We start from the raw sequence: 24,118 nt of genomic DNA on the forward strand, positions 1-24,118 counted from the left end.
TACTAACAGTAATGGGAAAGGAGAGGTAAATATATTCAATATATTTACATGACAGAACATGAGAAAGACTAAAATTGTATGTACAATGGGACCATCAACAGACAGTGATGAAATTTTGGAAGGGTTAATCAAAAGTGGAATGAATGTTGCAAGATGCAATTTTTCACATGGTTCACATGAAGAGCACAAAGGAAGAATGGACAGAATTAAGAGACTAAGAGAGAAGTGCGACAGACCAATTGCAATTCTTTTAGACACAAAAGGTCCTGAAATTAGAACAGGCAATTTTGAAAACGACGTTGTAAACGTTGTAACAGGACAGACTTTTACATTAGTTGCAGATAAAAATATTTTAGGAAATAACGAAAGAGTAGGTATTACTTATCCTGATTTATATAAGGATGTTAAAGAAGGAACAGTTATCTTAATTGATGATGGTTTAGTAAAAATGGAAGTTGTAAAGATTGACGGAACAGACATTGTCTGCGAAGTAAAGAACGACGGAAAAATTGCTAACCACAAAGGTGTAAATGTTCCTGATGTACACATTAACATGGAATATATGAGTGAGCAGGATAAGAGCGATATTATTTTTGGTATTAGTCAGGATATTGACTTTGTTGCAGCATCATTTGTAAGAACAGCTGATGATGTTAAGGAAGTTAGAAAAGTTCTTGACGACAACGGTGGAGAAAAAGTCAACATCATTGCAAAAATAGAAAACAGTGAAGGAATTATTAATATTGACTCAATTATAGATGAAGCTGATGCTATTATGGTAGCACGTGGTGACATGGGTGTTGAATTACCTGAGGAAGAAGTTCCAATTATTCAGAAGATGATTATTAAGAAAGTTTATGAAGCAGGTAAGCAGGTTATTACAGCAACACAGATGCTTGATTCAATGATGAACAACCCAAGACCAACAAGAGCAGAAACAACAGACGTTGCCAATGCTATTTATGATGGTACAAGTGCCATTATGTTATCAGGAGAAACAGCAGCAGGTAAATATCCAATTGAAGCAGTTCAGACAATGTCAAGAATTGCTGAGAGAACAGAAATGGATATTAACTATAAGAGAAGATTTTTAGATCATCATAGAAAGAGCAGAACAGATATTACAGAAGCTGTTTGTCATGCTACATGTATGACAGCGTACGATTTGGAATCAAATTGTATTCTAACAGTTACTAAATCAGGACGTTCTGCAAGAATGATTTCAAGATTCAGACCTGACTGTATGATAGTTGCAGGCAGCACTGAAGAAAAAGTTGTAAGACAGCTTAATATGTCATGGGGAGTTACTCCTGTTTTAATTAAGGAGAAGGAACACGTTCTTGAGCTTTTTGATTACGCAGTGGAAGTTGCAAAGAAAAAAGGCTTAGTTAAGAAAGATGATGTAGTAGTAATTACATCTGGTGTACCCCTTGGAAAATCAGGTACAACTAATATGATTAAGGTTCACACAGTTGATTAATATGCAATGAAATTGTTAAATTGGGGTAAAATCGGTTGACATTTTGTTGCAACAAATGATAGAGTAATTATTGAGGGCTTGTGGTTCTGCCATAAGCCTTTACTTTTGCGAGTGAAGGTTTTTTCACTTTGTAATTTAAGGGATTTTTAACACAAAAAATAGTATTGTTTTAAAGAAATTATTTACAATATATAGTGTTTAGAGATTTGATATTTTTTAAGGAAGGAGAACAGAATGGATAATTGTGACAGTAGTGGGCGAAGTTTTACTGATAAATACAATATAGACGATACTGATGCATATCATCCGTTTCGTTCTTAGTGTTTATAGATAACTTCCCTCATATACGCAATTGTATTTATTAAAAATAGGTGAGAGTCCTAGAATTTAATTAAATGGAGGTATATGAAGGTGGAAGAAAAATTCGAAGAAGAATTAGAAAATAACGAAGAATCTAATGAAAAATTAGATCAGGAAGAGTATGAAATTCCTGAAAAAGCAAACTACGAAGAAGAACTTATTGAAATTATTAGAAGTGACGATCCAACACCTGTTAAGCTTGACAAGTTAGACGATTATCACGAAAACGATATAGCTTCAGCGCTGGAATATTTAGACAGCGAAGAAAGAAAGAAATTATATTCTATTTTGGGAGTAGACAGAGTATCTGATATATTCTCATATATAGATGATCCAGCAGAATTCATAGAGGAATTAGATCCAAAGGTTGCAGCTAGAATCCTTGGTAACATGGAGGCTGATGATGCTGTTGATATTTTGGATGAATTGGAAGATGACACAAGTAATGAACTTATAGAATTAATCGATGAAGATGCAAAGAAAGACATTGACTTGATTCAGTCTTATGATGAAGACGAGATTGGTAGCAAAATGACTACTAATTATGTAACTCTTACATTAGACCTGACTATTAAGCAGGCAATGAAAAGATTGGTTGAACAGGCTGCTGAAAATGATAATATTACAACTCTTTATGTAAAAAAAGAGGATGGAACATTTTATGGTGCCATCGATTTAACAGACTTAATTGTTGCCAGAGAGTATGTAGAGTTAGAGTCTTTGGTAACTACATCGTATCCGTATGTACATGACCACGAAACAGTAGATGACTGTATTGAAGAATTGAAAGATTACTCAGAAGATTCAATACCGGTTTTAGATAAAGACATGCATATTTTAGGTGTAATCACTTCTCAGGATTTGGTAGAAGTAGTCGATGAAGAGATGGGTGAAGATTATGCTAAGTTAGCCGGTTTGTCTGCAGAAGAAGAACTGGAGGAGCCTTTAGGACAAAGTCTGAAGAAGAGAGTTCCATGGCTTTTAATTTTATTAATGCTTGGTATGATTGTTTCATCAGTTATCAATATGTTTGAAACGGTAATTGTAGGACTACCGATTATTGTAACTTTCCAGTCAGTTATCCTTGGTATGTCAGGTAATGTTGGAACACAGTCACTAGCCGTTACAATTCGAGTTTTAATGGACGAAGAGCTATCTTTCAAAGAAATGGTAGGTTTTGTGTTTAAGGAAATCAGAGTTGGTTTGTGTAACGGATTAATTGTAGGCGCTATTGCAGTTGTATTTACAGGTATGTTTATTTGGATTGCAAGAGGTCAGGCAATTGGAAGTGCATTTGCAATTTCAGGTTGTATAGGTGGTGCATTGGCACTAGCCATGTTAATCTCAAGTTTTGTAGGAACAATTATTCCTATTATCTTAGACAAAATTGGATTTGATCCTGCCGTAGCGTCAGGACCACTTATCTCAACAATAAACGACTTGGTAGCCGCAGTAACTTATTATGGCTTAGCATGGTTACTATTGATTAACGTATTAGGATTATAGAAAGTAAGAAAATAATATAAAAAGTTATATAAAAATATTTTGTTTAACAAGAGCTGCATTGCATAGGCAATGTGGCTCTTATTAGTTATGTTAAAAAACATCAAACCATAAATTAGAATATAGAATTGGAAAAATTATTTTTAAAATATTAAAAATTAAAAAATCAATAGAAAAAAACATTAAAAGTTACAATAACACTGTAAAGTGTTACATTTGCATTGAAAAAAGATACATATATGTTATTATCTAATAAACCAAAGAAATAGATTAACAAAAGGAAAGAGGGGTAATTGAAAATGGTTAAACGAAACAAAATATTAAAAAAGGTCAAATTAGTAACAAGTGTTGTGAACATCATGCAATAAAAATGAAATTTTTAACGTTACATTGTTATAACAGTATTAAATCAAATAGGAGGCGATGGATATGAGAAAATTATTAAGAAACATGTGTACAATGCTGATGGCATCTGTATTATTAGTGACAGGTTCGTGTGGTGGTACAACCTGGGTAAGTGGAGTAGAAAACACTAATACACTAATTGAAAAATTAACAAATATAGAGGAAATTAAGGATCCTGAGAAATATACACAAATTTATTTGGATGAAAATTATTTAGGTCCGGTTCCGGATATGTGGGAATTTGAAAATCTAAATAATATAGAAGTTTCAGAAAAAAACACTAAATACAAAATTGTAGATGGCGCCTTACTTTCTAAAGATGGCTCAAAAGTATATGCATTTCCACCACAAAAGGAATGTGAAGAATATATATTCCCTAAAACAGTGAAAATTATTTGCAACAATGCTTTTTACAAAAGCAAAGTAAAAAAAATTAGTTTTAATGAAAAACTTAGAAAGATTGGAGTATCTGCATTTTATTACTGTAAGAATCTAATAGGCGTAGATTTAAAGAACGTAAAAACTGTAGACATTTTGGCATTTAGTTCATGTTCTAACTTGACTCAGTTAAATCTTGGCAAAGTTAAAAACATAGGAGAAGAAGCTTTCTGGGGAATAGGAGTAAAAAACATTACGCTAAACAAAAAATACAATTTAGGTGTGGCTGCATTTGATACGAAGATAAAAATTAATTACGGAAAGAAGTTTAAAGATATTAAACCATATCTTCTAAGCTACAAAAGATGGAATGAAGTTAAAGGAGCCAAGGGCTATGAAGTTGTAGTAAGGGTATATAATCTTGATAATGTAAAAGATAAAGTTTATTTAAAAACTACAGTAAAGAAACCAAAACTTTCAAAGAAATTTCGTAAGAAAATTGCAAGAATGAATGAAAAATTAAATGGTGAAATGTCATCATTAGGCGTAAAAATTAGAGCATACAGATACAAGAACAAAAAGAAAGTTTATACAAAATGGAGTGATGTTAGAAAAAGAACAATTTATTTAGACTAGGGAGGTAAGATTATGAGAAAAAATTTAAAAAGAAAAATATTATTAACTATGTTATTAGTGTTACTTGCATTTCCACAGATTGTAAAGGCTGATCCTTATGTGGGAAAAGAAACAAATATTAGAATAATAAGATCTAGTGAGGAGCACGAAACATTATACTCAAAAATATACTTTGATAAAGATTATACAGTGGATGTTGAAGGTCTAGGTGGCTTGTCTTCATATGAGAGACAGTTTGAGTATTTAGAAAACATAAATGTGTCGCCAGATAATCCGGTGTATAAATCAATTGATGGAGTGTTATTTTCAAAAGATGGAAAGAAATTAATATGGTATCCTCCAACAAAGAATGAAGGGAAAAGTTATACAGTACCCAATAGTGTGAAAACAATAGCAAGTAGAGCTTTTTATCAGGCAAAAAATAACAGAAATTAAACTAAATAACAATATCGAAAAAATTGATGAATGGGCATTTTCATTAAGTGAACTAAAGGAAGTGAGTATGCCGTCTAAAATCAAGAAGGTAAGCGAAGATGCTTTCTATGAATGTACAAATTTACAAAAGGTAAACTTAAACAATGTAACAAATATTGGGGAGGCTGCCTTTTCTCGGTGCAAGAGTTTAAAGACGATAAAAGGTAACAAAATAAAAAAAATAGGCATTGATGCATTTTATCAGAATGTAAAGTTAAAGACGATTCAATTAGGCAAAGTTACAAAAATTGAAAGCGAAGCTTTTAATGGGTGCACAAGTTTAAAGAAAGTTAATTTATCAAAAGTTAAAGAGTTTGGTGAAGAGGCTTTTATGTATACGGGAATTAAACAGTTTACATTAAAGCCGGGAGTTAAACTTGCTGAACAATCGTTAGATCCAAGAACTAAAATCAAATATAGTGTGCCATTTTCGAAAATTAAACCATATATAGGTGATGGTAAATGTTGGAATAAAGTTATCGGTGCAAAAGGGTATCAACTTAAATTAACATACAAGGTCAAAAAGAAAAATAAAACCATTGTTTGCACCCAGAAAGCAGACTATATTGGCAGATTTAGTAAATTAGGAAAGAAACTTAAACAGGCAGATTACGAAATATTTGTAAAAATCAGAGCTTATAAGTATAAAAACAAAAAGAAGGTTTATACAAAATGGAGCAAGAGTACCGGATTTTTCTTTTAAAAAATCTAAAAAGATTTTTTTAGCACTTTTTTTTAGATGGAATATTTTGAACGTTATCTACGTTTAGAATGTAAGAAAGAGCTGTCACTTTGACGATTACAAAACGTTAAAGTGACAACTCTAGTGCTTTTTAATGCAATCTCTTTACTGCAATTCTGACTACCGGCCAGATAATGCAGGCTGCTGCTGTTCCCAGCAAAGCAGCATAAAGTTGAGTTGTAGAATATGTTACACCTGCAATTCTTGTCATTTTAGGTGACAAGTGACTTCCGAATGTAGGAATAACCCATTTTACAATTAAAAGGTTCATAACAGCCCATTTTGCAAAAGAACCGGCAACAAGGCTAAGTGGAAGTAAATTAAGTTCCAACTTCTTGCCACGAACAAACCAGGCAAAAAGGACGATTACAATATTACCAAGCATAATAAATGGTAATATCATTGGTACAGTGGAAATTATTGCAGACTGTGTAATAATGAAAGAAGTAACAGGTGCTACAACTGAAACTATTACACCGCTAAGTAATCCACAATAAAGTGTATCAATAATTAAAATCAGGTTAATTAAGCCTCCGGTAATAGGTAAAGTACCGGGGGTTTTTAATAACTGTACAACAACACAAAGAGCAATCATTATGGCTGTTACAGTTATTGTTTTAGTTTTCATTTTCATTGTTGTAGAAATCCTCCTTAGTAATCAGGTGAAGATATTTAAGGTAATCTGAACGTGAAGGCTTTTCAAAAGTTGAAGTTTTCTTCTGTTGCTCAAGTCCCATTGTGGCTTTTCTAACATCAGCAAGAACTCCGGCACCACCCATGCATCCACCGGGACATGCCATACCTTCTAAAAGATAGCCATCATACATACCGGCTTTTGCCTTAGCAAGCATTGTCTTACATTCTTTTAAACCTTCAGCTTTAACAGTCTTAACTTCTCTTTCTGGTTCAAGACAGTTAATTGCATTAACAACGGCTGCGGCAACACCACCACTGGCAGCGAAACCTTTACCAAGAGAGCTTGATGTATTTAATGGCTCTTCAACTTCTAATTTATCAAATTCAATGTTTTTAGCATCAAAAATACCCATCATTTCTTCAAAAGTTAAAACAAAGTCAATATCACTTCTAACTGATTTTCTACTAGCTTCTAATTTCTTAGCAGCACAAGGTCCGATAAATACAACCTTGCAGTCAGGATGTTGTTTCTTTGTCATACGACCTGTTAAAACCATAGGTGTAAGTGCCATTGAAATGCAGTCAGCGTATTCAGGATAAGTTTTCTTAGCCATAACTGACCAGGCAGGACAACATGAAGTACCAAGCCAAGGATGTTCATTAGGAACTTCCTTCATAAAGTCGGCAGCTTCCTGCACCGCACATAAATCGGCACCAATGGCAACCTCAACCATATCTTCAAAACCAACAGCCTTAAGTGCGGCTCTAACCTGTTCAGGTGTAACCTTATCACCAAACTGTTTAACAAATGAAGGGGCAATGGCAGCGTATATAGGTGTATCGCTTTTTAATGCAAGCACCGTCTGGAAAATCTGACTTTTATCAACAATGGCACTAAATGGACAGCTTACCAAACACATACCGCAGGATACACACTGATCATAATCAATATCAGCTCGTCCATATTCGTCTGACTTAATGGCATTCATACCACAGGCAGCAGCACAAGGACGTTCCTGTTTAATAATTGCGTTGTAAGGACATGCATTTACACACTTACCACATTTAATACATTTTTCCTGGTCAATAACAGAACGACCATTTTCCATATGAATTGCGTTCTTTGGACAAACCTCAATACAAGGATGTTCAATACAACCCTGACAGCCGTTAGTAATTAAAACACGTTTCTCAGGGCAGGCATGGCACGCAAACTTTATTATATTAATAAGGGGAGGATCATAATATTTTTCGTCTATGGCACTGGCATCAATTCCATCAGATAATGGTGCATGCTCAGACATATTTCTTACAGGCAAACCAAGAGTTGCTCTTAATCGTTCCCCAATAATAGCACGTTCAAGAAAAATATTGTCATAATATTTTCCAATTTCGCCGGGAATAATTTCAAAAGGAAGATCCTCTATATGTGATAAAGGATAATCTTCGTAAGCCATTCTGGCTATTTCAGTAAAAACCTTATGACGAATTTCAGTTTTATTTGAATAAATACCTCTCATAAATTTCTCCATTCTGTATGATAATAGTAGGCAAAGCCTAATTTACCTAAATTATAACATATTAAAAGTGAATGATAAAGAGAATTGGTTAAAAATTTAACAAAGTTTTAACATAACTAAAAGAACTTAATAAAATAAGAAAATACCCGTAAAAACCTAAACAAATTTATTAAATAATTTCTAATTATAATTACAGGAGAATAAATAAGGGAAATAAAACTATTGAATTACATTTAATTTAAAAATAGAGTAATAATGAATAATAGAAAATAATAATATTTTTGAAAATAAATGTTGAAAAAACATACAATACAGTTGTATTATAGAGTTTAGCTGTCTGGCAAAAAAAGAAGAAATAGGGAGGAAAACAATGACACAGGAAATAGCTAATCCTTTAGGAACACAACCAATAGGAAAATTATTAAAAAAATTCGCAGTGCCAAGTATTATATCAATGATAGTAATGTCCCTATATAATATAGTAGACCAAATTTTTATAGGACAAACAGTAGGAGAGTTAGGAAATGCGGCAACTAATGTGGCTTTTCCGCTTACAACTTTATGCCTTGCTACAGCTCTTACATTAGGTATAGGTTCGGCATCAGGCTTTAATTTAAACATGGGGGCAGGTGACACAAAGAAAGCACCATATTACATAGGTAATGCAACAACACTTATGCTTATTATAGGTGTGATTATAGGAGTTATCGGTATAGTTTTTATGAAGCCAATGCTTTTATTTTTTGGTTCAACAGACAAGGTGCTTCCTTTTGCAATGGAATATACAAGAGTTATTGCATTAGGATTTCCGGCAGCCATTGTATCAGCAGGTGGAGCACATTTAGTAAGGGCAGATGGTAATCCTAACTTTTCAATGGCGTGCAATCTGACAGGGGCGGTTATTAATGTTGTACTTGATTATATTTTTGTAATTCTCTTTGGTTGGGGAATGTCAGGTGCTGCAATTGCTACAATTATCGGTCAGTACGTTGCTACATTAATGGTTATTTGGTATTTAATACATTTTAAAACAGTTAAATTAAAGAAAGAGCATTTTGTGCCAAATGCAAAAATATGTTTAAGAGCAAGTCACCTTGGTATGGCTCAAGGACTAAATCAGTTGGCAATTATGTTTGTTCAGATTGTAATGAACAAGACACTAACATATTACGGGGCGTTAAGTTCATACGGAGCAAATATACCCCTTGCAGTATGCGGAATTGTAATGAAGGTAAATCAGGTTTACTTCTCAGTTTGTATTGGGGTAGCCCAGGGCATGCAGCCAATTGTAAGTTTTAACAGAGGAGCAGGAAAGTTTGACAGAGTTAAGAGAACCTACAAGATGGCACTTACATGCAACGTTGTAATTTCATGTATTGCATTTGTTGTATTTCAGTTATTCCCTGAACAGCTTTTAAGCATATTTGGTTCAGGAAGCAAAGAATACATACAGTTTGGAGTCAAATTCTTTAGAGTATTTTTATTTATGACATTTTTAAATGGAATACAGCCAATAACATCAACATTTTGTACAGTTATCGGTGAACCTAACAAGGGAACATTTTTATCTCTTACAAGACAGGTGATTTGTTTTATTCCTTTAATGTTGGTTCTTCCAATTATTTTTACAACAATAGGTGGAAAGGCAATGGGAATTGAAGGTGTAATGTACGTTGCACCGATTTCAGATTTTCTTGCAGCAGCACTGTCACTTATAGTCGTAAGAAAAGTGTTTAAAACATTGCAGTAACTTAACAAAATTATATATTTTAAACACAGATTATATAAAAGGTAACTTATTGAAAAATAATAAAAAAAATTTTGAAAAAAAGAAAAATATGTACTATACAAAATAGAATATGTTGTGCTATAATACGTTAGGCGGACACAATATCTTGTGTTCGCTTAAAAAACGGACAAAATATAGGAATCACCCCATAAATAGGGGAGTTCAGGCAGAATAAAGGGATTTTTTGGAGATAAGATTAACAATATTTAGAACAATAGTTAGGGAAATATACAAGAAATTGCAAAGGAGATAGGTATTAATATGGAGTCAAAGATTAGAAGAGTTATTAAGAGAAATGGAGAGGAAGTTTCTTTTGATGTAAATAAAATCCTAAATGCAATTAGAGCTGCAAATAACGAAGTGGAACCAATACACAAGTTAAATGAATACCAGATTGCAGCAGTAGGAAATATACTTGAGAAAGAAATTATGTCTACACAGCATGCCACATCAGTTGAAGATATTCAGGATATGGTTGAACGTGGAATTATGGAAATGCGTGGCTATGAAGTTGCACAGAAGTATGTAAGATACCGTTATGTACGTGAACTTGCACGTAAAACTAATACAACAGACGAAGGAATTCTTGCGCTTATTGAACAGTTAAACGAAGAAGTTAAGCAGGAGAACTCAAACAAAAATCCTACAATTAACTCAACTCAAAGAGATTATATGGCAGGCGAAGTTAGTAAGGATTTAACAAGACGTATATTATTACCTGAAGAAATAGTTGAAGCACATGAACAGGGAATTATTCATTTCCACGATTCAGACTATTTTGCTCAAAAAGAGCATAACTGTGACTTAATTAATTTAGAGGATATGTTACAGAACGGAACATGCATTTCAGAAACAAAGATTGATAAACCACATAGTTTCTACACAGCATGTAACGTTACTACACAGATTGTTGCTCAGGTTGCAAGTAATCAGTACGGTGGACAGTCTTTTTCATTAGGACATTTAGCACCATTTGTACAGGTTAGTAGAGAGAAAATTACAAAAGAAGTTTTAGCTGAAAGAGAGCAGATTGGACTTAATTACAGCGATGAACAGGTAAAGAAAATTGTTGAGAGAAGATTAAAAGACGAAATCAACAGAGGTATACAGACTATTCAGTATCAGCTTATTACACTTATGACATGTAATGGACAGGCTCCTTTTGTAACAATGTTTATGTACCTTGATGAAGTGCCTGAAGGTCAGACAAGAGATGACTTGGCTACACTTATAGAAGAAGTATTAAAGCAGCGTATTCAGGGTGTAAAAAATGAAAAAGGTGTTTGGATTACACCGGCATTCCCTAAGATTATATATGTTTTAGACGAAGACAATGTAACACCTGATTCAAAATATTGGAAGTTAACAGAACTTGCAGCAAAATGTACAGCTAAACGTATGGTACCTGATTATATTTCAGCCAAAGTAATGAAAGAAATGAAACAGGGGTGCGTTTATCCATGTATGGGATGTCGTTCATTCCTTACTGTAGAAGACAGTCAGAGAAATGAAGACGGAAGCCATAAGTTCTATGGACGTTTCAACCAGGGTGTTGTAACTATTAACTTAGTTGATGTTGCATGTTCATCTAACGGAGATATGGATTTATTCTGGAAAATTTTAGATGAAAGATTAGAGTTATGTCACAGAGCATTAAGATGCAGACACGAAAGATTACTTGGAACACCTTCAGATGTGGCACCAATTCTTTGGCAAAATGGAGCATTGGCCCGTCTTAAAAAAGGTGAAACAATTGATAAATTATTATTTGATGGATATTCAACAATATCTCTTGGTTACGCCGGACTTTATGAAATGTGTGTAAGAATGACAGGTAAATCACATACAGATCCTGAGGCTAGACCATTTGCTCTTAAAGTTATGCAGAGACTTAACGACAAATGTGCAGAATGGAAAGCAGCAGAGAACATTAGTTATTCAGTATATGGTACACCAATGGAATCTACAACATATAAGTTTGCAAAATGTTTACAGAAGAGATTTGGAATTATTAAAGGCGTTACAGACAAGAATTACATTACAAACAGTTACCACGTACATGTTACAGAAAAAATAGACGCTTTCAGCAAACTTAAATTCGAATCAGATTTCCAGAAATTATCACCGGGTGGAGCTATCAGTTATGTAGAAGTTCCAAACCTACAGGATAATATAGAAGCAGTAATCGAAGTAATGAAGTTTATTTATGACAACATTATGTACGCTGAATTAAATACAAAATCAGATTATTGCGAATGTTGTGGATATAACGGCGAAATTCAAATTATAAATGATGAAAAAACAGGCAAACTTGTTTGGGAATGTCCAAACTGTGGAAACAGAGACCAGGACAAAATGAGTGTTGCTAGAAGAACTTGCGGTTACATCGGAACACAGTTCTGGAACCAGGGAAGAACACAGGAAATAAAAGATAGAGTGCTTCATCTATAAAAACATAAACAACCGGAAAAAATTTCGGATATAATTAAAAAATGAACTTTAAGAACAAGAACAGCATTGACAATTGTCGATGCTGTTTTTGTGGTTTAGTTCTTTTTTGTGATTTTTGCAATAGACATTCTATTTAATTATAAGTAAACAAAACAATGCAACACATTTTACAAAAAACGTTACTCATATTATACACAATATACAATGACACAAAAAAAAGAAACAATAAGACGAAAATGTCGTTTTTTGAAAAAAGGATATTGTAAAAATTGTTAATTGAATAAAAAACAAAATTGTGTAAAAATATAGTTAAGTTAGCTGTAGGTACATTGTGGAGGAACAGATATGACTGGGTACTCGCAATGTATATAATGGGGAATTCCTTAATAAACATAATAGGTAAGGAGATAATGAAAAATGAAACTAAAACAATATTTAATGCTATCAGTCATTGTGTGTGTACTAATAGTAACAAGTGGTTGTACTAATACAAATTCCAAGCTAAGTGGTAAAGAAAAAAAATATAGCGTAGCAGTTGTGAAAACGCCAAAAACAAATAATATATTCGGAAAAACAAAAATAGAATTTTTCAACCAGCATTTAAAATCAATTAAAACAAATAAATATTCTTATGGTGGCGTTGGCAGAACAAATTTTGGATTACCAATAAAAAAGGGAAAATATATTTATGAAATGAGTATAGGTCACGGAATAGATAAAAAAAATGTAAAGTCTTGCAGTTGAATACTGAAACAGGAGAAATAAAGGAATATAAAGTATGTAAATATACAAATAACATATGCGTAGATGAAAAATACATATATGGAATAGCTAATTTAAACGGAGCAACAACAGTTAGCAGAACTACTATTAAAGATAATAAAATGGACGAGGTAGAAGTGAAAAATGAAATGTGCATGGAGTGTTGCGTATATAGTGGAGATTTTTATAGACTAACCGATTGGATAAATGGAAGAGCATTTCTAGCCAAAGTAGACTTTGATGGAAAAGACAAATCAGGTAATAAAATAGAGTTGACGAAATATTGTGACGAAGATACAGAACCTTTATCTTTTTATGAATATAAAAATAAGCTCTATATGCCGGGGAGAAAAAGCCTGTTGTATGTTAAAAATAACAAGGTTCATAAAATAAAAATAAAAACTTTAAAGTATACTGATCCTATATTGGTAAAGGGCGTAGGGAATTATTTGTATGTATTAGTGGCATCTATGCATGCACAAAACAATGATTCAAAAATTATAAAGTATAATATGGATTTAGAAAAAATCGAAACAGAGTATAATATTAATTCATGTGCTATACAGTATGATGTTGTAGGAAATAAATTATATATTGTAAACTTTGATGATGAAATAGTTGAATACATAATGGAAAAAGATAAATTAACAGAAAAAAACAGAACAGAAGTAGAAGTAGACGATAATGAATATATATCGGCTATGTATGCAAAATAAATATTAATTATTAAATAAGCTGCACACTAAACAATTAGCGTGCAGCTTATTTAATATGGCAAAAATCAGTTGGGAATAATGTGTTTTCAAGTCATACAAACACTAAAAAATTATGTTTTAACCAGTGATTGCAAAATTGAGTAGTGGCTATTCAGGATTAAATATTGTTAAAAAATCGTTTCATATTTTACTCCTAAATGGTATAATTATAGCAAGTTTGCAGGTCGGATAAAATTGAATAATAAAAATTAACCCTAGTTAAATGATAACTCTGGTTGAATAGTAAATATATTTATATAAATAGCTTACACGCAAAGAGATTATATATAAATGGAACAGGAGAAAAATATGATTGTAGAACATTTAAAGGATCATTTTTTTAATGAACTAACAAAGGAAGAACATCTAGAGAAAATAAAAGAGGGTACATTGTCTTATAACAGACTAATGACCTATTACAGATGTGCCATTATGGAGGTGGAAACTAAGTTTAAGGTGCTAAACGAACAGTTTTCACTACGTTATGACGAGAACCCTATTGAGGCAATTAAGTCAAGACTTAAGTCACCGGATAGTATAATGAAAAAAATGCGAAAGAAAAATATTCCAATGACAACAGAAGGAATTGAGGAAAATATTTTTGATATTGCAGGAATTAGAATAATTTGTTCTTTTAAGGAAGATATTTATAAAATGGCAGATTTACTGTTACAGCAGGATGACATAACATTAATCGAAAAGAAGGATTATATTAAAAATCCTAAAGAAAGTGGCTACAGGAGTCTTCATTTGATTGTTGAAGTACCAATATTTTTGGAAAACGAAAAAAGAGCCATGAAAGTAGAAGTTCAGCTTAGAACAATTGCTATGGATTTTTGGGCAAGTCTTGAGCACAAATTAAGATACAAGAAAGATTTAGATGAGGATATCCTTGAAAAATTGTCAAAAGAATTAACAGAGTGTGCCCTAAAGTGTGCCGATTTAGACCAAAAAATGGAAAACATTAAGAAAAGTATTGAAAAGAACGCACTTGCAAAAGGAATCAAATAGATATTTTAATATAAAAATAAACAGTAAAAAAGGAGACAGATTATGATTTTTGAATTTAGTAAGATGGAAGATACAGTAATTCCTAATTTTTATGGTGGAGAAAAACAGATTAGTGCCAAAATGCATGTGGACGACAATTTAAAATTAATGAAAGGCACTTTAATTCCGGGAGCTTCCATAGGTGTTCACACTCACGAAAATAACAGCGAAGTAGTTTTTGCACTTTCAGGGGAAGCGGAAGTAATAATGGACGGGAAGACAGAAATTTTAAAACCCGGTACAGTTCATTATTGTCCAATGGGACATAGTCATGGAATGGTAAATAAAGGTACAGAGGATTTTGTAATGTATGCAGTTGTACCTAATCATAAATTATAAAAAGGAATCGGTATAGCGTATGAATGGAGTGTCATTTTATAAGGAAAAACTAACGGATGGTAAAGCTGTGTATTTTACACAGGACAATTTTAATATTAAAAATGATGGAACGGAAGATGTAAGTGTGCAGTTACAGGAAGCAATCCACGCTGTTGTAAAACAGGATGGATATGGAGTGCTATTTGTGCCTGAAGGTAAGTACCTTCTTAGTAGAACAATCTATGTTCCAAAAGCAGTACGAATTATAGGTTATGGCAAGAACAGACCTGAATTTATTTTACAGGATAATGCGGATGGTTTTGATGAACCACATCCTGAACAAAAAGGTGGTTTTAAATATCTGTTTTGGTTTACTAACAAAATGGAAGAGGACGAAAGTCGTATTCAGGATGCCAATCCGGGAACTTTTTACAGTGCAATGTCTAACGTAAATGTAAGTCTGGGCAGGGGCAATTCTCAGGCAGTGGCTTTTAGAACTCATTACGCACAGCATTGTTTCATTAATCATATCGATATTAATGTTGAGTCAGGAATGGCAGGCATTTACGATGTTGGAAACGAAATGGAAGATATTTTCATTAATGGTGGAAAGTATGGCATCGTTACTACAAAGTGTTCTCCGGGCTGGCCTTTTGTTATGGTTGATGTAAGGTTTAACGGTCAGACTGCAGCAGCCATTAGAACCCACGAAGCAGGTCTTAATATAATAAGAGCTCACAGCACTAACACATCCAAGTTCATTGATGTTGATGAAGGTTATTTTGAAAAATTAATTATAGAAGACTCAATATTTGAGGACATGAATACATTTTTGGACATTGCTCAGGAGAAAAATCAGCTTACACAGATTAATGTAAAAAACTGTTATCTGAGGGCAGTGGAAAATATTGTTTCTTTTAAAGACACAGGAAGAAAAATAAACAGCGAAGATTACCAGTGCAGATTGAAAAAGTATACCCATGGAATTGTGGCAAGTGACATTAATCCTGACAAACAGTTCCACGATGAAATTTACCGCTATGCAAGAGAAGTGGATTATTCTATTTTAAAAACAGACCTGCCGGTACTTCAGGAGATGAAATTGTGGGCAAATGCTAAAGATCTAGGCTTGAAAGGTGATGGCGTTACAGATGATACAGAAGCCTTAAAGAATGCAGTTGAAAAGTATCAGACAATATATTTCCCACAGGGAGAATACATTTTAACAGACACAATTACTTTAAAAGAGGATACTTCTTTTGTTGGTATGAATCCGGTTTCCACAAGATTAGTATTAAAAGAAAATGCAGAGAAATTTACAGGTTTTGGAAAGGTAAAACCTTTCATAAAGACATCAACCGGAAAGAATATTCTCTTTGGATTAGGCGTGTACACAGGTGGTCGAAATCCTAGAGCATGTGGTGTGTTCTGGTGTGCCAACGGCGATTCATATATGAACGACGTGAAATTCTTTGGTGGTCATGGTAATTTGGTCAAAGGCACAGGCGACTTTGAAATGCCATACGACAGAGGAAGAGCAAGAGACGCTGACCTTAAGAAAATATGGGACTATCAATATCCAAGTTTGTTAATCAGAAATGGTGGAGGTATTTTTAAAGACGTTTGGTCAGCCAGCCCTTATGTTACAGCAGGTGTTCAAATTGAGAAAAACAGTTCTCCAATTAGAATTTACTGTTTGTCCTTAGAACATCATCAAAGATGCGAAATTAGAATGATAAAGGCAAAAGACGTAACAATTTATGGTTTCCAAAGTGAAGAGGAAAAAGCAGAGGGCGAATTTGCACAGCCAATAGAATTACATAATTGTAAGGATATTACTTTTGCATCAACCTACTGTTTCAGAACTGTATTTGTAAACAAGCCTTATCCATATTGTGTCAAAACCTGGGATTGTGAAAACATTAAATTCCTTAATGTACACAATTATTCTCAGATGAAATATACAATAGACAATTTCCTATTAGATGTTAATACAGGCATTGAGGTAAGACCTTGGCAGGCGGCAAGAATTGAAGTTACTGGAAAAGAAACAAGTCACATAACAAGAAATACGGTAGTTGAATTTTCAATGGATTCCAAAAATAAATATAGTAATGAATTATTATACAGTGGATTTAGATTTGCTGATGGTGGCTGTTGTGACGGCAGAGGTAACTTCTATTTCCTTGATAGCTTAGACAAGAAGATTTATCGAATAGATGGCAAAACCCTGAAGATGACAATGTATTTTGAATCACCGTTCAAGATTAATTCTATTGGTTTTGACACAAGAGACAATATTGTTGTAGTTGGTGAATATTCAATTCCAAGAGAAGCTACTTTAAATGGCAAGGAAATAATAAACAACTTACCACCTGACAGCTATGGCACATCTTATGGCTTCTGGTATGACAGCAGAGCAATTGTTGTGGCATTTACAATTGACAAAAATGGTGACATTGAGAAATTGCACAAAGTCAATATAGGCGATATTAAACCGGAAAGAGTTTTATATCCGGGAAACCGTTGGAGAGATGGAAATGACTTTGAACAGGTTGTTACCTACAATCCAAAGAAGGCATTTTTGGCAAAAGACGGAAAGACAATTATCCCATGCCACTATGATTTAATGAGAGCAAATAATTTATCAAGATCAAAGCCGGGAAGAAAGTTATATTCAGTAGATGAATTGTACAAGCGCGTATGGCAGTGTGATATTACAGAAGACGGTTTACTGGAGAACCCGGTTCCGATTATAGAAGAGGGCGATTATAAAGTAAGAAAGTTTAACAATAAAATTTACGTGGCAGATGACAATATTAAAATATATGAAGATTTCAAATTGTCAGACACAATTAAGTTGCCACAAAGACCTACAACTTTTGATTTTGGAGGGGAGAAGAGAAACAATCTTATTGTGACAACGAGACATGCAGTATATTTAGTAAAGGATTATTAAAATTATGAGAAAAGGATTGATTATGGCATTAGCTGCGTTGTTGGCTTTTACCATGGTAGGTTGCGGTGGCAGCAAAAATAATAGCAAAAATAACAGCGATAGTGCAAAGGAATCTAAAGAAAAAATAACATACGTTTCAAAAGGAAATCCTGTAACTGACAACAAGATTTTCGGAGATAATGTTTATGTTTTTGACAGCAAAGACAAAATAGAAGATGCACAGAACAAAATAGATTCGGTGTACAAAAAACAGGAGTCAAATCAGTTTGGTGATGAGCGATATGCACTTTTGTTTAAATCCGGTAAGTATGATAAATCATTATCTGTAAAAGTAGGATTTTATACTCAGGTTTCAGGTTTAGGAATTGAACCTACAGATACTAATATTAATCAATTATGGGTCGATGCAAAGTGGATGGGCACAAATGCAACATGTAACTTCTGGAGAAGTGCAGAAAACTTTTCCATTAATAAATATTGTATGTGGGCTAATTCTCAGGCAGTTTCATTACGACGAGTTAATTCAAGTGATGGGATTGTTTTAAGTGATGGAGAAGGCTGGTCAAGTGGCGGTTTTATTGCAGACAGCAAATTTGACGGGACAGTTTCTTCAGGTTCACAGCAGCAGTATTTATGTAGAAATAATCAGTGGAACAACTGGGAAAACGGTGTTTGGAACATGGTTTTTGTAGGCGAGGAAGCTTACAGTAATCCTTCAGGAGAGTGGCCATACGCTCCATATACAGTAGTGGAAGAGTCACCGGTAGTACAGGAGAAGCCATATATTTGCTACGATAATGACAAAGGCTATGGGGTTATGGTTCCAAAACTTCGCAAAAATGCACAAGGCATTTCATGGGAAAATGGTGTAACAGGCACATTTTACAGCCTAAACACTTTTTACATTGCAAATCCTGACAAAGACAATAGCAAAACATTAAACAAGGCTTTAGCTGACGGAAAGAATATTTTATTTACACCGGGCATCTATAATATAAAAGAAACTCTAAAAGTAACAAAGAAAGATACAATTATTTACGGTATGGGACTGGCTACACTTGAAGCTTCAAAAGGAAATGTTGTCATGAATGTTTCAGATGAAGACGGTATAAAGGTATGCGGACTTTTGTTTGATGCAGGTGAAAAAGAGTCAGAAACATTATTACAGGTTGGCGATAAGAAAACAAATGTATCTCATGAAAAAAATCCACTTTCTTTTAGTGATGTGTACTTTAGAGTTGGTGGTGGAAAGTACGCAGGCAAGGTTAAAAACTGCGTAACAATTAACAGCAATAACGTAATAGGCGATAATTTCTGGGTATGGCGAGCTGACCATAGCACAAATGTAGGTTGGGACGTTAACACAGCAACTAACGGAATTATCATTAACGGTGATAATGTAACAATGTATGGTTTGTTTGTGGAACACTTTAAGGAATATCAGACTATTTGGAATGGCGAAAATGGTAAATTATTCTTTTACCAAAGTGAGTTGCCATACGATGTGCCAAAGCAGGAAGCCTATAAAAGCCACAATGGAAAAGTCAACGGCTGTGCTTCAATTAAAGTTGTAGACAGTGTTAAAAAGTTTGAGAGCTACGGCATAGGTGTTTACTGTTATAACAGAGACAGTGACATAGACATTACATCAGCAGTGGAAGTTCCTGATAGAAAAGGAGTTAAGCTACATAACACATGCACAGTAAAACTAAACGGTCAGGGACAGATTTCCCACATTATAAACAAAAGTGGAACAGCAACTGAAAATTTAGGTGATGCATGCAGAATAAGAGAATACGAAAACGGAATTATTATTCAATAAAAAATATATAGAAGGATAGTAGAAATAAATGATACTTAAAGAAACTTCCATATTGGAAACAGACAGGAAGCAGTAGTTGCTATGTGTAAGGAACATGACATTCAGTTAATGGCATATTCACCACTTGCAACAGGTGGCTTGGTAAATGATGAATATGTTGCAAAAATTGCTGAAAAATACAACGCAACAATTCCACAGATTTGTGTTAGATATTGTATTCAAAAAGATGCAATAGCTATTCCAAAATCAACTAAGGAAGAAAGAATTATTTCTAACGTACAGGTTGATTTTGAAATAAGCAATGAAGATATGGAATATCTTGATAAAAAATAATTAACTTGTCATCACGTTCACAAGAAATAATTAATCTTTTACTTTATAGCAAGGAATAGTCTTGTGAATATAGCGGAAAGGACAATTAACTTGTCCAACCGCCGTCTAGAGTAATAATTTGCCCGGTTAGATAAGAACCAGCTTCACTTATGGAATATACAGTTTTGGCTACATCTTCAGGTGTGCCCAGTCTGCCAACAGGTATTTCTTCTATTATAGAAGCGATATCCTCAGAATCTAAATGTGAATTCATTTTGGTATCAATGATACCGCACGCAATTCCATTAACTTGAATATTAGAAGGTGCCAGCTCTTTTGCTAAAGCTTTAGTGAAAGTGTTAATGGCACCTTTTGTTGTAGAATAGGCAACTTCACAGGAAGCACCACAATTACCCCAAACAGATGATATATTAATAATCTGACCATAACCCTGCTTCAAAAATAAAGGTATTAATGCCTGACTAACAGAAATAGCAGAAGTAACATTTGTATTCCATATTTTGTTCCATGAATCCTCATTTAAGTCCTGCAATAATCCAATTATAGAAATCCCCGCATTATTAATAAGAAGATTCACATTGAGATTATTTTCACTAATATAGTCTGCAATTTCCTTGCCGCAGGAAAAAGAAGACAAATCACATTTAAGAGTATGCAAATTATCTCCATAAATATCAATTAATTCGTCTAAAGCTTCATTATTATTAAAATAAATACCTACAACAGTATAATTTTTTTCTAAAAGAAATCTTGCAATTTCTTTTCCAATATCTCCTGATGCTCCGGTAACAATAGCAGTTTTTTTCATGTTTTCCCTTCCTTTCATCTCGCAAGCAACCTGCCTACATATTCAGCCATGCAGCTCGATTTCGCTTTGCTTCATCTCGCAAGCAGCCTGCCTATATATTCAGCCATGCAGCTCGATTTCGCTTTGCTTCATCTCGCAAGCAGCCTGCCTACATATTCAGCCATGCAGCTCGATTCCACTTCGTTTCATCTCGCTGATTTGGATTCTCCAAATACATAAAAACAGTAATGCTTAAAAGAATGCAAGCATTCTTTTTTTGCCTTCCTGTTTTTATGTGCATGGCTGAATTGTTATACACATACAATACCACATTCAGGTATAGGTTGACAGATTTTTTTTTCAATGTTATTATTGTAATACTATTGTAACATTTTATGTTAAAATATATTTTATGGAGGCGTATAATAATGAAGCACAATTGTGCAAAGAAAATTGCAGGAGGATGTTTTGCATTAGCTATGACATTTGCCCTTGCACAACCAATGCTTGCTGATGACTTAAATACGGAAATGGCAAGTGCAGGAGCAGCAGTTGATATTGAGAATTACATATCAAGCACAGGAAGTGAAGACGGTTTGTCATCATATCTTCCGGCACCTGAGAAGACAGAAAACAAAACAACAAAGGTTGAAAGCAAAAAGACAACAAACGAAAACAAATTATTTTCCAATATTGCCATCGCAAAGGTTGAAGGTGGTAGCGAAGGTTATGTAAATGTTAGAAGAAGACCTTCAGCAAAAGGAAAAAGAGTTGGTAAGATTTATAATAACTGTGGAGCCACAATCATTGAAGAGACAAGCAATGGCTGGTACAAGATAAAGTCTGGTAATTGTACAGGATACATTAAGGCTGAATTTTTTGTAACAGGTAACAAGGCACAGTCAAGAGCATTAGATAATGGTTATGTTTTTGCTAATGTAACAGCAACAGGTGTTCACGTTAGAGAAAAGTCATCTACTAAGTCAGATATTGTTACAAACGTATATCGTAACGAAGATTATTCAATTAGAAAATACAGCGCTGATGGCAAATGGGTAAAGATTAAGATCGCCGATGGCGTTAGTGGTTGGGTTTCAGCAGATTTTGTAAAAGTTAGTGTTGATATGGACACAGCAGTTACAATGAAGGAAGAAAAGGCTATTAAGAAAGCACAGAGACAAAAAGAGAAAGCTGCAAGAAAAGCAGCTCAGGCAGCAGCCAAGGCCAAGGCTAAGGCTCAGGCACAGCAGAGAGCTTCTGAGGAAGAAGAAATAGGTGAAGCACAGCCAAGACAGAATACAAATACTAACAGTAATACATATACAGCACCAAAAACAACAAGACAGCAGACAACACAGGCACCACAGAATAATAATACTCAGACATCATCAGGCGGGGCATCTGCAGTAGTTGCTTATGCAAAGCAGTTTTTAGGTAATCCGTATGTATATGGCGGTTCAAGTTTAACAAACGGAACAGACTGTTCAGGATTTACAATGTCAGTATATGCACACTTTGGATACTCACTTAACAGATCATCATATACTCAGGTATACAACGGAAGAGCTGTCTCATTAGGTTCATTACAGCCAGGTGATTTATTATTCTACAAATATAATAGTTCAACAATTTCTCACGTTGCAATGTACATTGGCGGTGGTCAGATAATACATGCATCAACAGAAGAAACAGGAATTATAATAAGTGGTATGGGTTCACCTTGTGCAGCAAGAAGAATCATAAACTAATTTAATAAAAAAGCATTATTACCTACAACATATAGGGCTTATGTTACTATATGTTGTAGGTCTTTTTTTATCTCTCAAAAAGCCTGTTTTATAAAACTAAAGTCACCACATTTGTCAAGGATATATGTGAAAAATGCACAATTTCATAACTTCCCCACAAAACATCTGTTCTTTTATAATTCGACAAAGATTTACATAAAATCTGTGTGAAAAAAGTTAATAATGTTAATAAGTCGGTTAATAACCCATAAAATCTAAAAAAAACCTATGTTAATACATGTTAATAACTAGAAAATGGTAAATTTATGTTAAATGTAATCGAATGTACGAAAAACCGCAAAAATTGTATAAAATGCACAAAAAGATAGTTAAAAATATAACTAATGAAAAATGTGTGATTTTCGTTGTTAAAAGTAGGTGGTTTATGGTATAATCTAGTTACTAGATAACGAAAGGAAGTGGTACCATGAAAATTAAAATTTTCGGAAAAAATATTGAGGTGACAGAGGGCATCAAAGGCGCTGTAGAAGAGAAGCTTGGTAAGCTTGACAAATACTTCTCAGAAGAGACAAAAGCAGATGTTACTCTTAGTGTTAACCGAAACGATCAAAAAGTGGAGGTAACAATTCCAGTAAAGGGCGGCATTATTAGAGCAGAAGAAGTTAGTGAGGATATGTATGCTTCTATTGACATGGTAGAGGAGACAATAGAACGTCAGTTAGTTAAATATAAGAATAAGTTAGTTGACAAGAAAAAATCATATCGCGACAATTTCACAAATGATTACATCGAAGCTGATTATGAAGATGAGGACGAAGATGTAGTTAAGATTGTAAGAACAAAGAGCTTTGGCATTAAACCTATGGATGCTGAAGAAGCTTGTATTCAGATGGAATTATTAGGACATAACTTTTTTGTATTCCTTAATGCAGAAACAGATGAAGTGAACGTGGTTTATAAGAGAAAGGGCGGTACATTCGGATTAATCGAACCAAACTTCGACTAGAATATTGCGTGATATTTAAGTAAGCGGAATCGCTGTTGACATATTAGTGTATGTTAACAGCGATTTCTTTGTTTTTAACGGAAAGTTTACAAAATTTACAATAAAATAAAATCTAATATGTTGAATTAATAACGGTAAAATGTTAATATATTCGATAGTGTGTGAAATACTTTGGCAATGGGAATTGATTGAAAACAGCAATTG

Annotated in this window: 19 protein-coding genes; 16 read left to right on the forward strand and 3 right to left on the reverse strand. The window is 33.7% G+C overall.

Going from position 1 to position 24,118, the window contains the following annotated elements:
* Positions 1–58: 58 nt before the first annotated feature.
* The 5 genes from pyk to ACZM4J_RS07890 all read left to right on the forward strand — a co-directional run bounded on the left by pyk (position 59) and on the right by ACZM4J_RS07890 (position 5,939).
* Positions 59–1,480: a pyruvate kinase gene (gene pyk / locus ACZM4J_RS07870; RefSeq protein WP_022165228.1), complete on the forward strand. Its 1,422-nt coding sequence runs from the start codon at positions 59–61 to the stop codon at positions 1,478–1,480.
* Positions 1,481–1,885: 405 nt separating this feature from the next.
* Positions 1,886–3,346, forward strand: a complete 1,461-nt coding sequence (gene mgtE, locus ACZM4J_RS07875) for a magnesium transporter (RefSeq protein ID WP_302689859.1) — start codon at positions 1,886–1,888, stop codon at positions 3,344–3,346.
* Between the two features lie 426 nt (positions 3,347–3,772).
* On the forward strand, positions 3,773–4,762 hold the full coding sequence (locus tag ACZM4J_RS07880; protein WP_022165226.1) for a leucine-rich repeat domain-containing protein: 990 nt from the start codon (positions 3,773–3,775) through the stop codon (positions 4,760–4,762).
* Between the two features lie 12 nt (positions 4,763–4,774).
* On the forward strand, positions 4,775–5,197 hold the full coding sequence (locus ACZM4J_RS07885; protein ID WP_022165225.1) for a hypothetical protein: 423 nt from the start codon (positions 4,775–4,777) through the stop codon (positions 5,195–5,197).
* Positions 5,198–5,219: 22 nt separating this feature from the next.
* The gene (locus ACZM4J_RS07890; protein ID WP_428245286.1) at positions 5,220–5,939 is read left to right on the forward strand and encodes a leucine-rich repeat domain-containing protein; all 720 of its coding nucleotides are present in this window, start codon (positions 5,220–5,222) and stop codon (positions 5,937–5,939) included.
* 130 nt (positions 5,940–6,069) lie between these two features.
* Here ACZM4J_RS07890 and ACZM4J_RS07895 read toward each other — a convergent pair whose 3' ends face one another.
* Entirely contained in the window at positions 6,070–6,612 is a 543-nt protein-coding gene (locus ACZM4J_RS07895; RefSeq protein ID WP_022165223.1) for an ECF transporter S component, read from the reverse strand.
* Positions 6,596–8,134 carry a 4Fe-4S dicluster domain-containing protein gene (locus tag ACZM4J_RS07900; protein WP_022165222.1) on the reverse strand — a complete coding sequence of 513 codons (1,539 nt, stop codon included), beginning with the start codon at positions 8,132–8,134 and terminating at the stop codon, positions 6,596–6,598. Before ACZM4J_RS07900 ends, ACZM4J_RS07895 begins: the two co-directional genes overlap by 17 nt.
* Before the next feature lie 370 nt (positions 8,135–8,504).
* Between ACZM4J_RS07900 and ACZM4J_RS07905 the strand changes: the two genes are divergently transcribed.
* From ACZM4J_RS07905 to ACZM4J_RS07945, 9 genes are all read left to right on the forward strand, one after another.
* Positions 8,505–9,884 (forward strand): MATE family efflux transporter, encoded by a 1,380-nt coding sequence (locus ACZM4J_RS07905; RefSeq protein ID WP_022165221.1) that lies wholly within the window; start codon positions 8,505–8,507, stop codon positions 9,882–9,884.
* 300 nt (positions 9,885–10,184) lie between these two features.
* Positions 10,185–12,374 carry an anaerobic ribonucleoside-triphosphate reductase gene (nrdD, locus tag ACZM4J_RS07910; protein ID WP_022165220.1) on the forward strand — a complete coding sequence of 730 codons (2,190 nt, stop codon included), beginning with the start codon at positions 10,185–10,187 and terminating at the stop codon, positions 12,372–12,374.
* 417 nt (positions 12,375–12,791) lie between these two features.
* Positions 12,792–13,118, forward strand: coding sequence for a hypothetical protein (locus ACZM4J_RS07915; protein WP_022165219.1), 327 nt, complete (start codon positions 12,792–12,794; stop codon positions 13,116–13,118).
* Complete coding sequence (locus ACZM4J_RS07920) at positions 13,115–13,852, forward strand: hypothetical protein (protein WP_022165218.1); 738 nt, start codon at positions 13,115–13,117, stop codon at positions 13,850–13,852. The genes ACZM4J_RS07915 and ACZM4J_RS07920 overlap by 4 nt, the downstream gene beginning before the upstream one ends.
* Before the next feature lie 348 nt (positions 13,853–14,200).
* The gene (locus ACZM4J_RS07925; RefSeq protein ID WP_022165217.1) at positions 14,201–14,902 is read left to right on the forward strand and encodes a GTP pyrophosphokinase; all 702 of its coding nucleotides are present in this window, start codon (positions 14,201–14,203) and stop codon (positions 14,900–14,902) included.
* A gap of 42 nt (positions 14,903–14,944) precedes the next feature.
* Positions 14,945–15,280 carry a cupin domain-containing protein gene (locus tag ACZM4J_RS07930; protein ID WP_022165216.1) on the forward strand — a complete coding sequence of 112 codons (336 nt, stop codon included), beginning with the start codon at positions 14,945–14,947 and terminating at the stop codon, positions 15,278–15,280.
* Between the two features lie 19 nt (positions 15,281–15,299).
* Positions 15,300–18,218: a glycosyl hydrolase family 28-related protein gene (locus ACZM4J_RS07935; RefSeq protein WP_412622959.1), complete on the forward strand. Its 2,919-nt coding sequence runs from the start codon at positions 15,300–15,302 to the stop codon at positions 18,216–18,218.
* A 4-nt stretch (positions 18,219–18,222) separates the two neighbouring features.
* The gene (locus ACZM4J_RS07940) at positions 18,223–20,040 is read left to right on the forward strand and encodes a sialidase (protein WP_412622958.1); all 1,818 of its coding nucleotides are present in this window, start codon (positions 18,223–18,225) and stop codon (positions 20,038–20,040) included.
* Positions 20,041–20,091: 51 nt separating this feature from the next.
* On the forward strand, positions 20,092–20,373 hold the full coding sequence (locus tag ACZM4J_RS07945) for an aldo/keto reductase (protein WP_412622962.1): 282 nt from the start codon (positions 20,092–20,094) through the stop codon (positions 20,371–20,373).
* 85 nt (positions 20,374–20,458) lie between these two features.
* Here ACZM4J_RS07945 and ymfI read toward each other — a convergent pair whose 3' ends face one another.
* Positions 20,459–21,181: an elongation factor P 5-aminopentanone reductase gene (gene ymfI, locus ACZM4J_RS07950; RefSeq protein ID WP_412622957.1), complete on the reverse strand. Its 723-nt coding sequence runs from the start codon at positions 21,179–21,181 to the stop codon at positions 20,459–20,461.
* Between the two features lie 407 nt (positions 21,182–21,588).
* Between ymfI and ACZM4J_RS07955 the strand changes: the two genes are divergently transcribed.
* The gene (locus ACZM4J_RS07955; RefSeq protein ID WP_412622956.1) at positions 21,589–22,908 is read left to right on the forward strand and encodes a C40 family peptidase; all 1,320 of its coding nucleotides are present in this window, start codon (positions 21,589–21,591) and stop codon (positions 22,906–22,908) included.
* A gap of 466 nt (positions 22,909–23,374) precedes the next feature.
* Positions 23,375–23,914 (forward strand): ribosome hibernation-promoting factor, HPF/YfiA family, encoded by a 540-nt coding sequence (gene hpf / locus ACZM4J_RS07960; RefSeq protein WP_022164538.1) that lies wholly within the window; start codon positions 23,375–23,377, stop codon positions 23,912–23,914.
* Positions 23,915–24,118 lie beyond the last annotated feature (204 nt).

The organism is Eubacterium sp. (assembly GCF_057858645.1).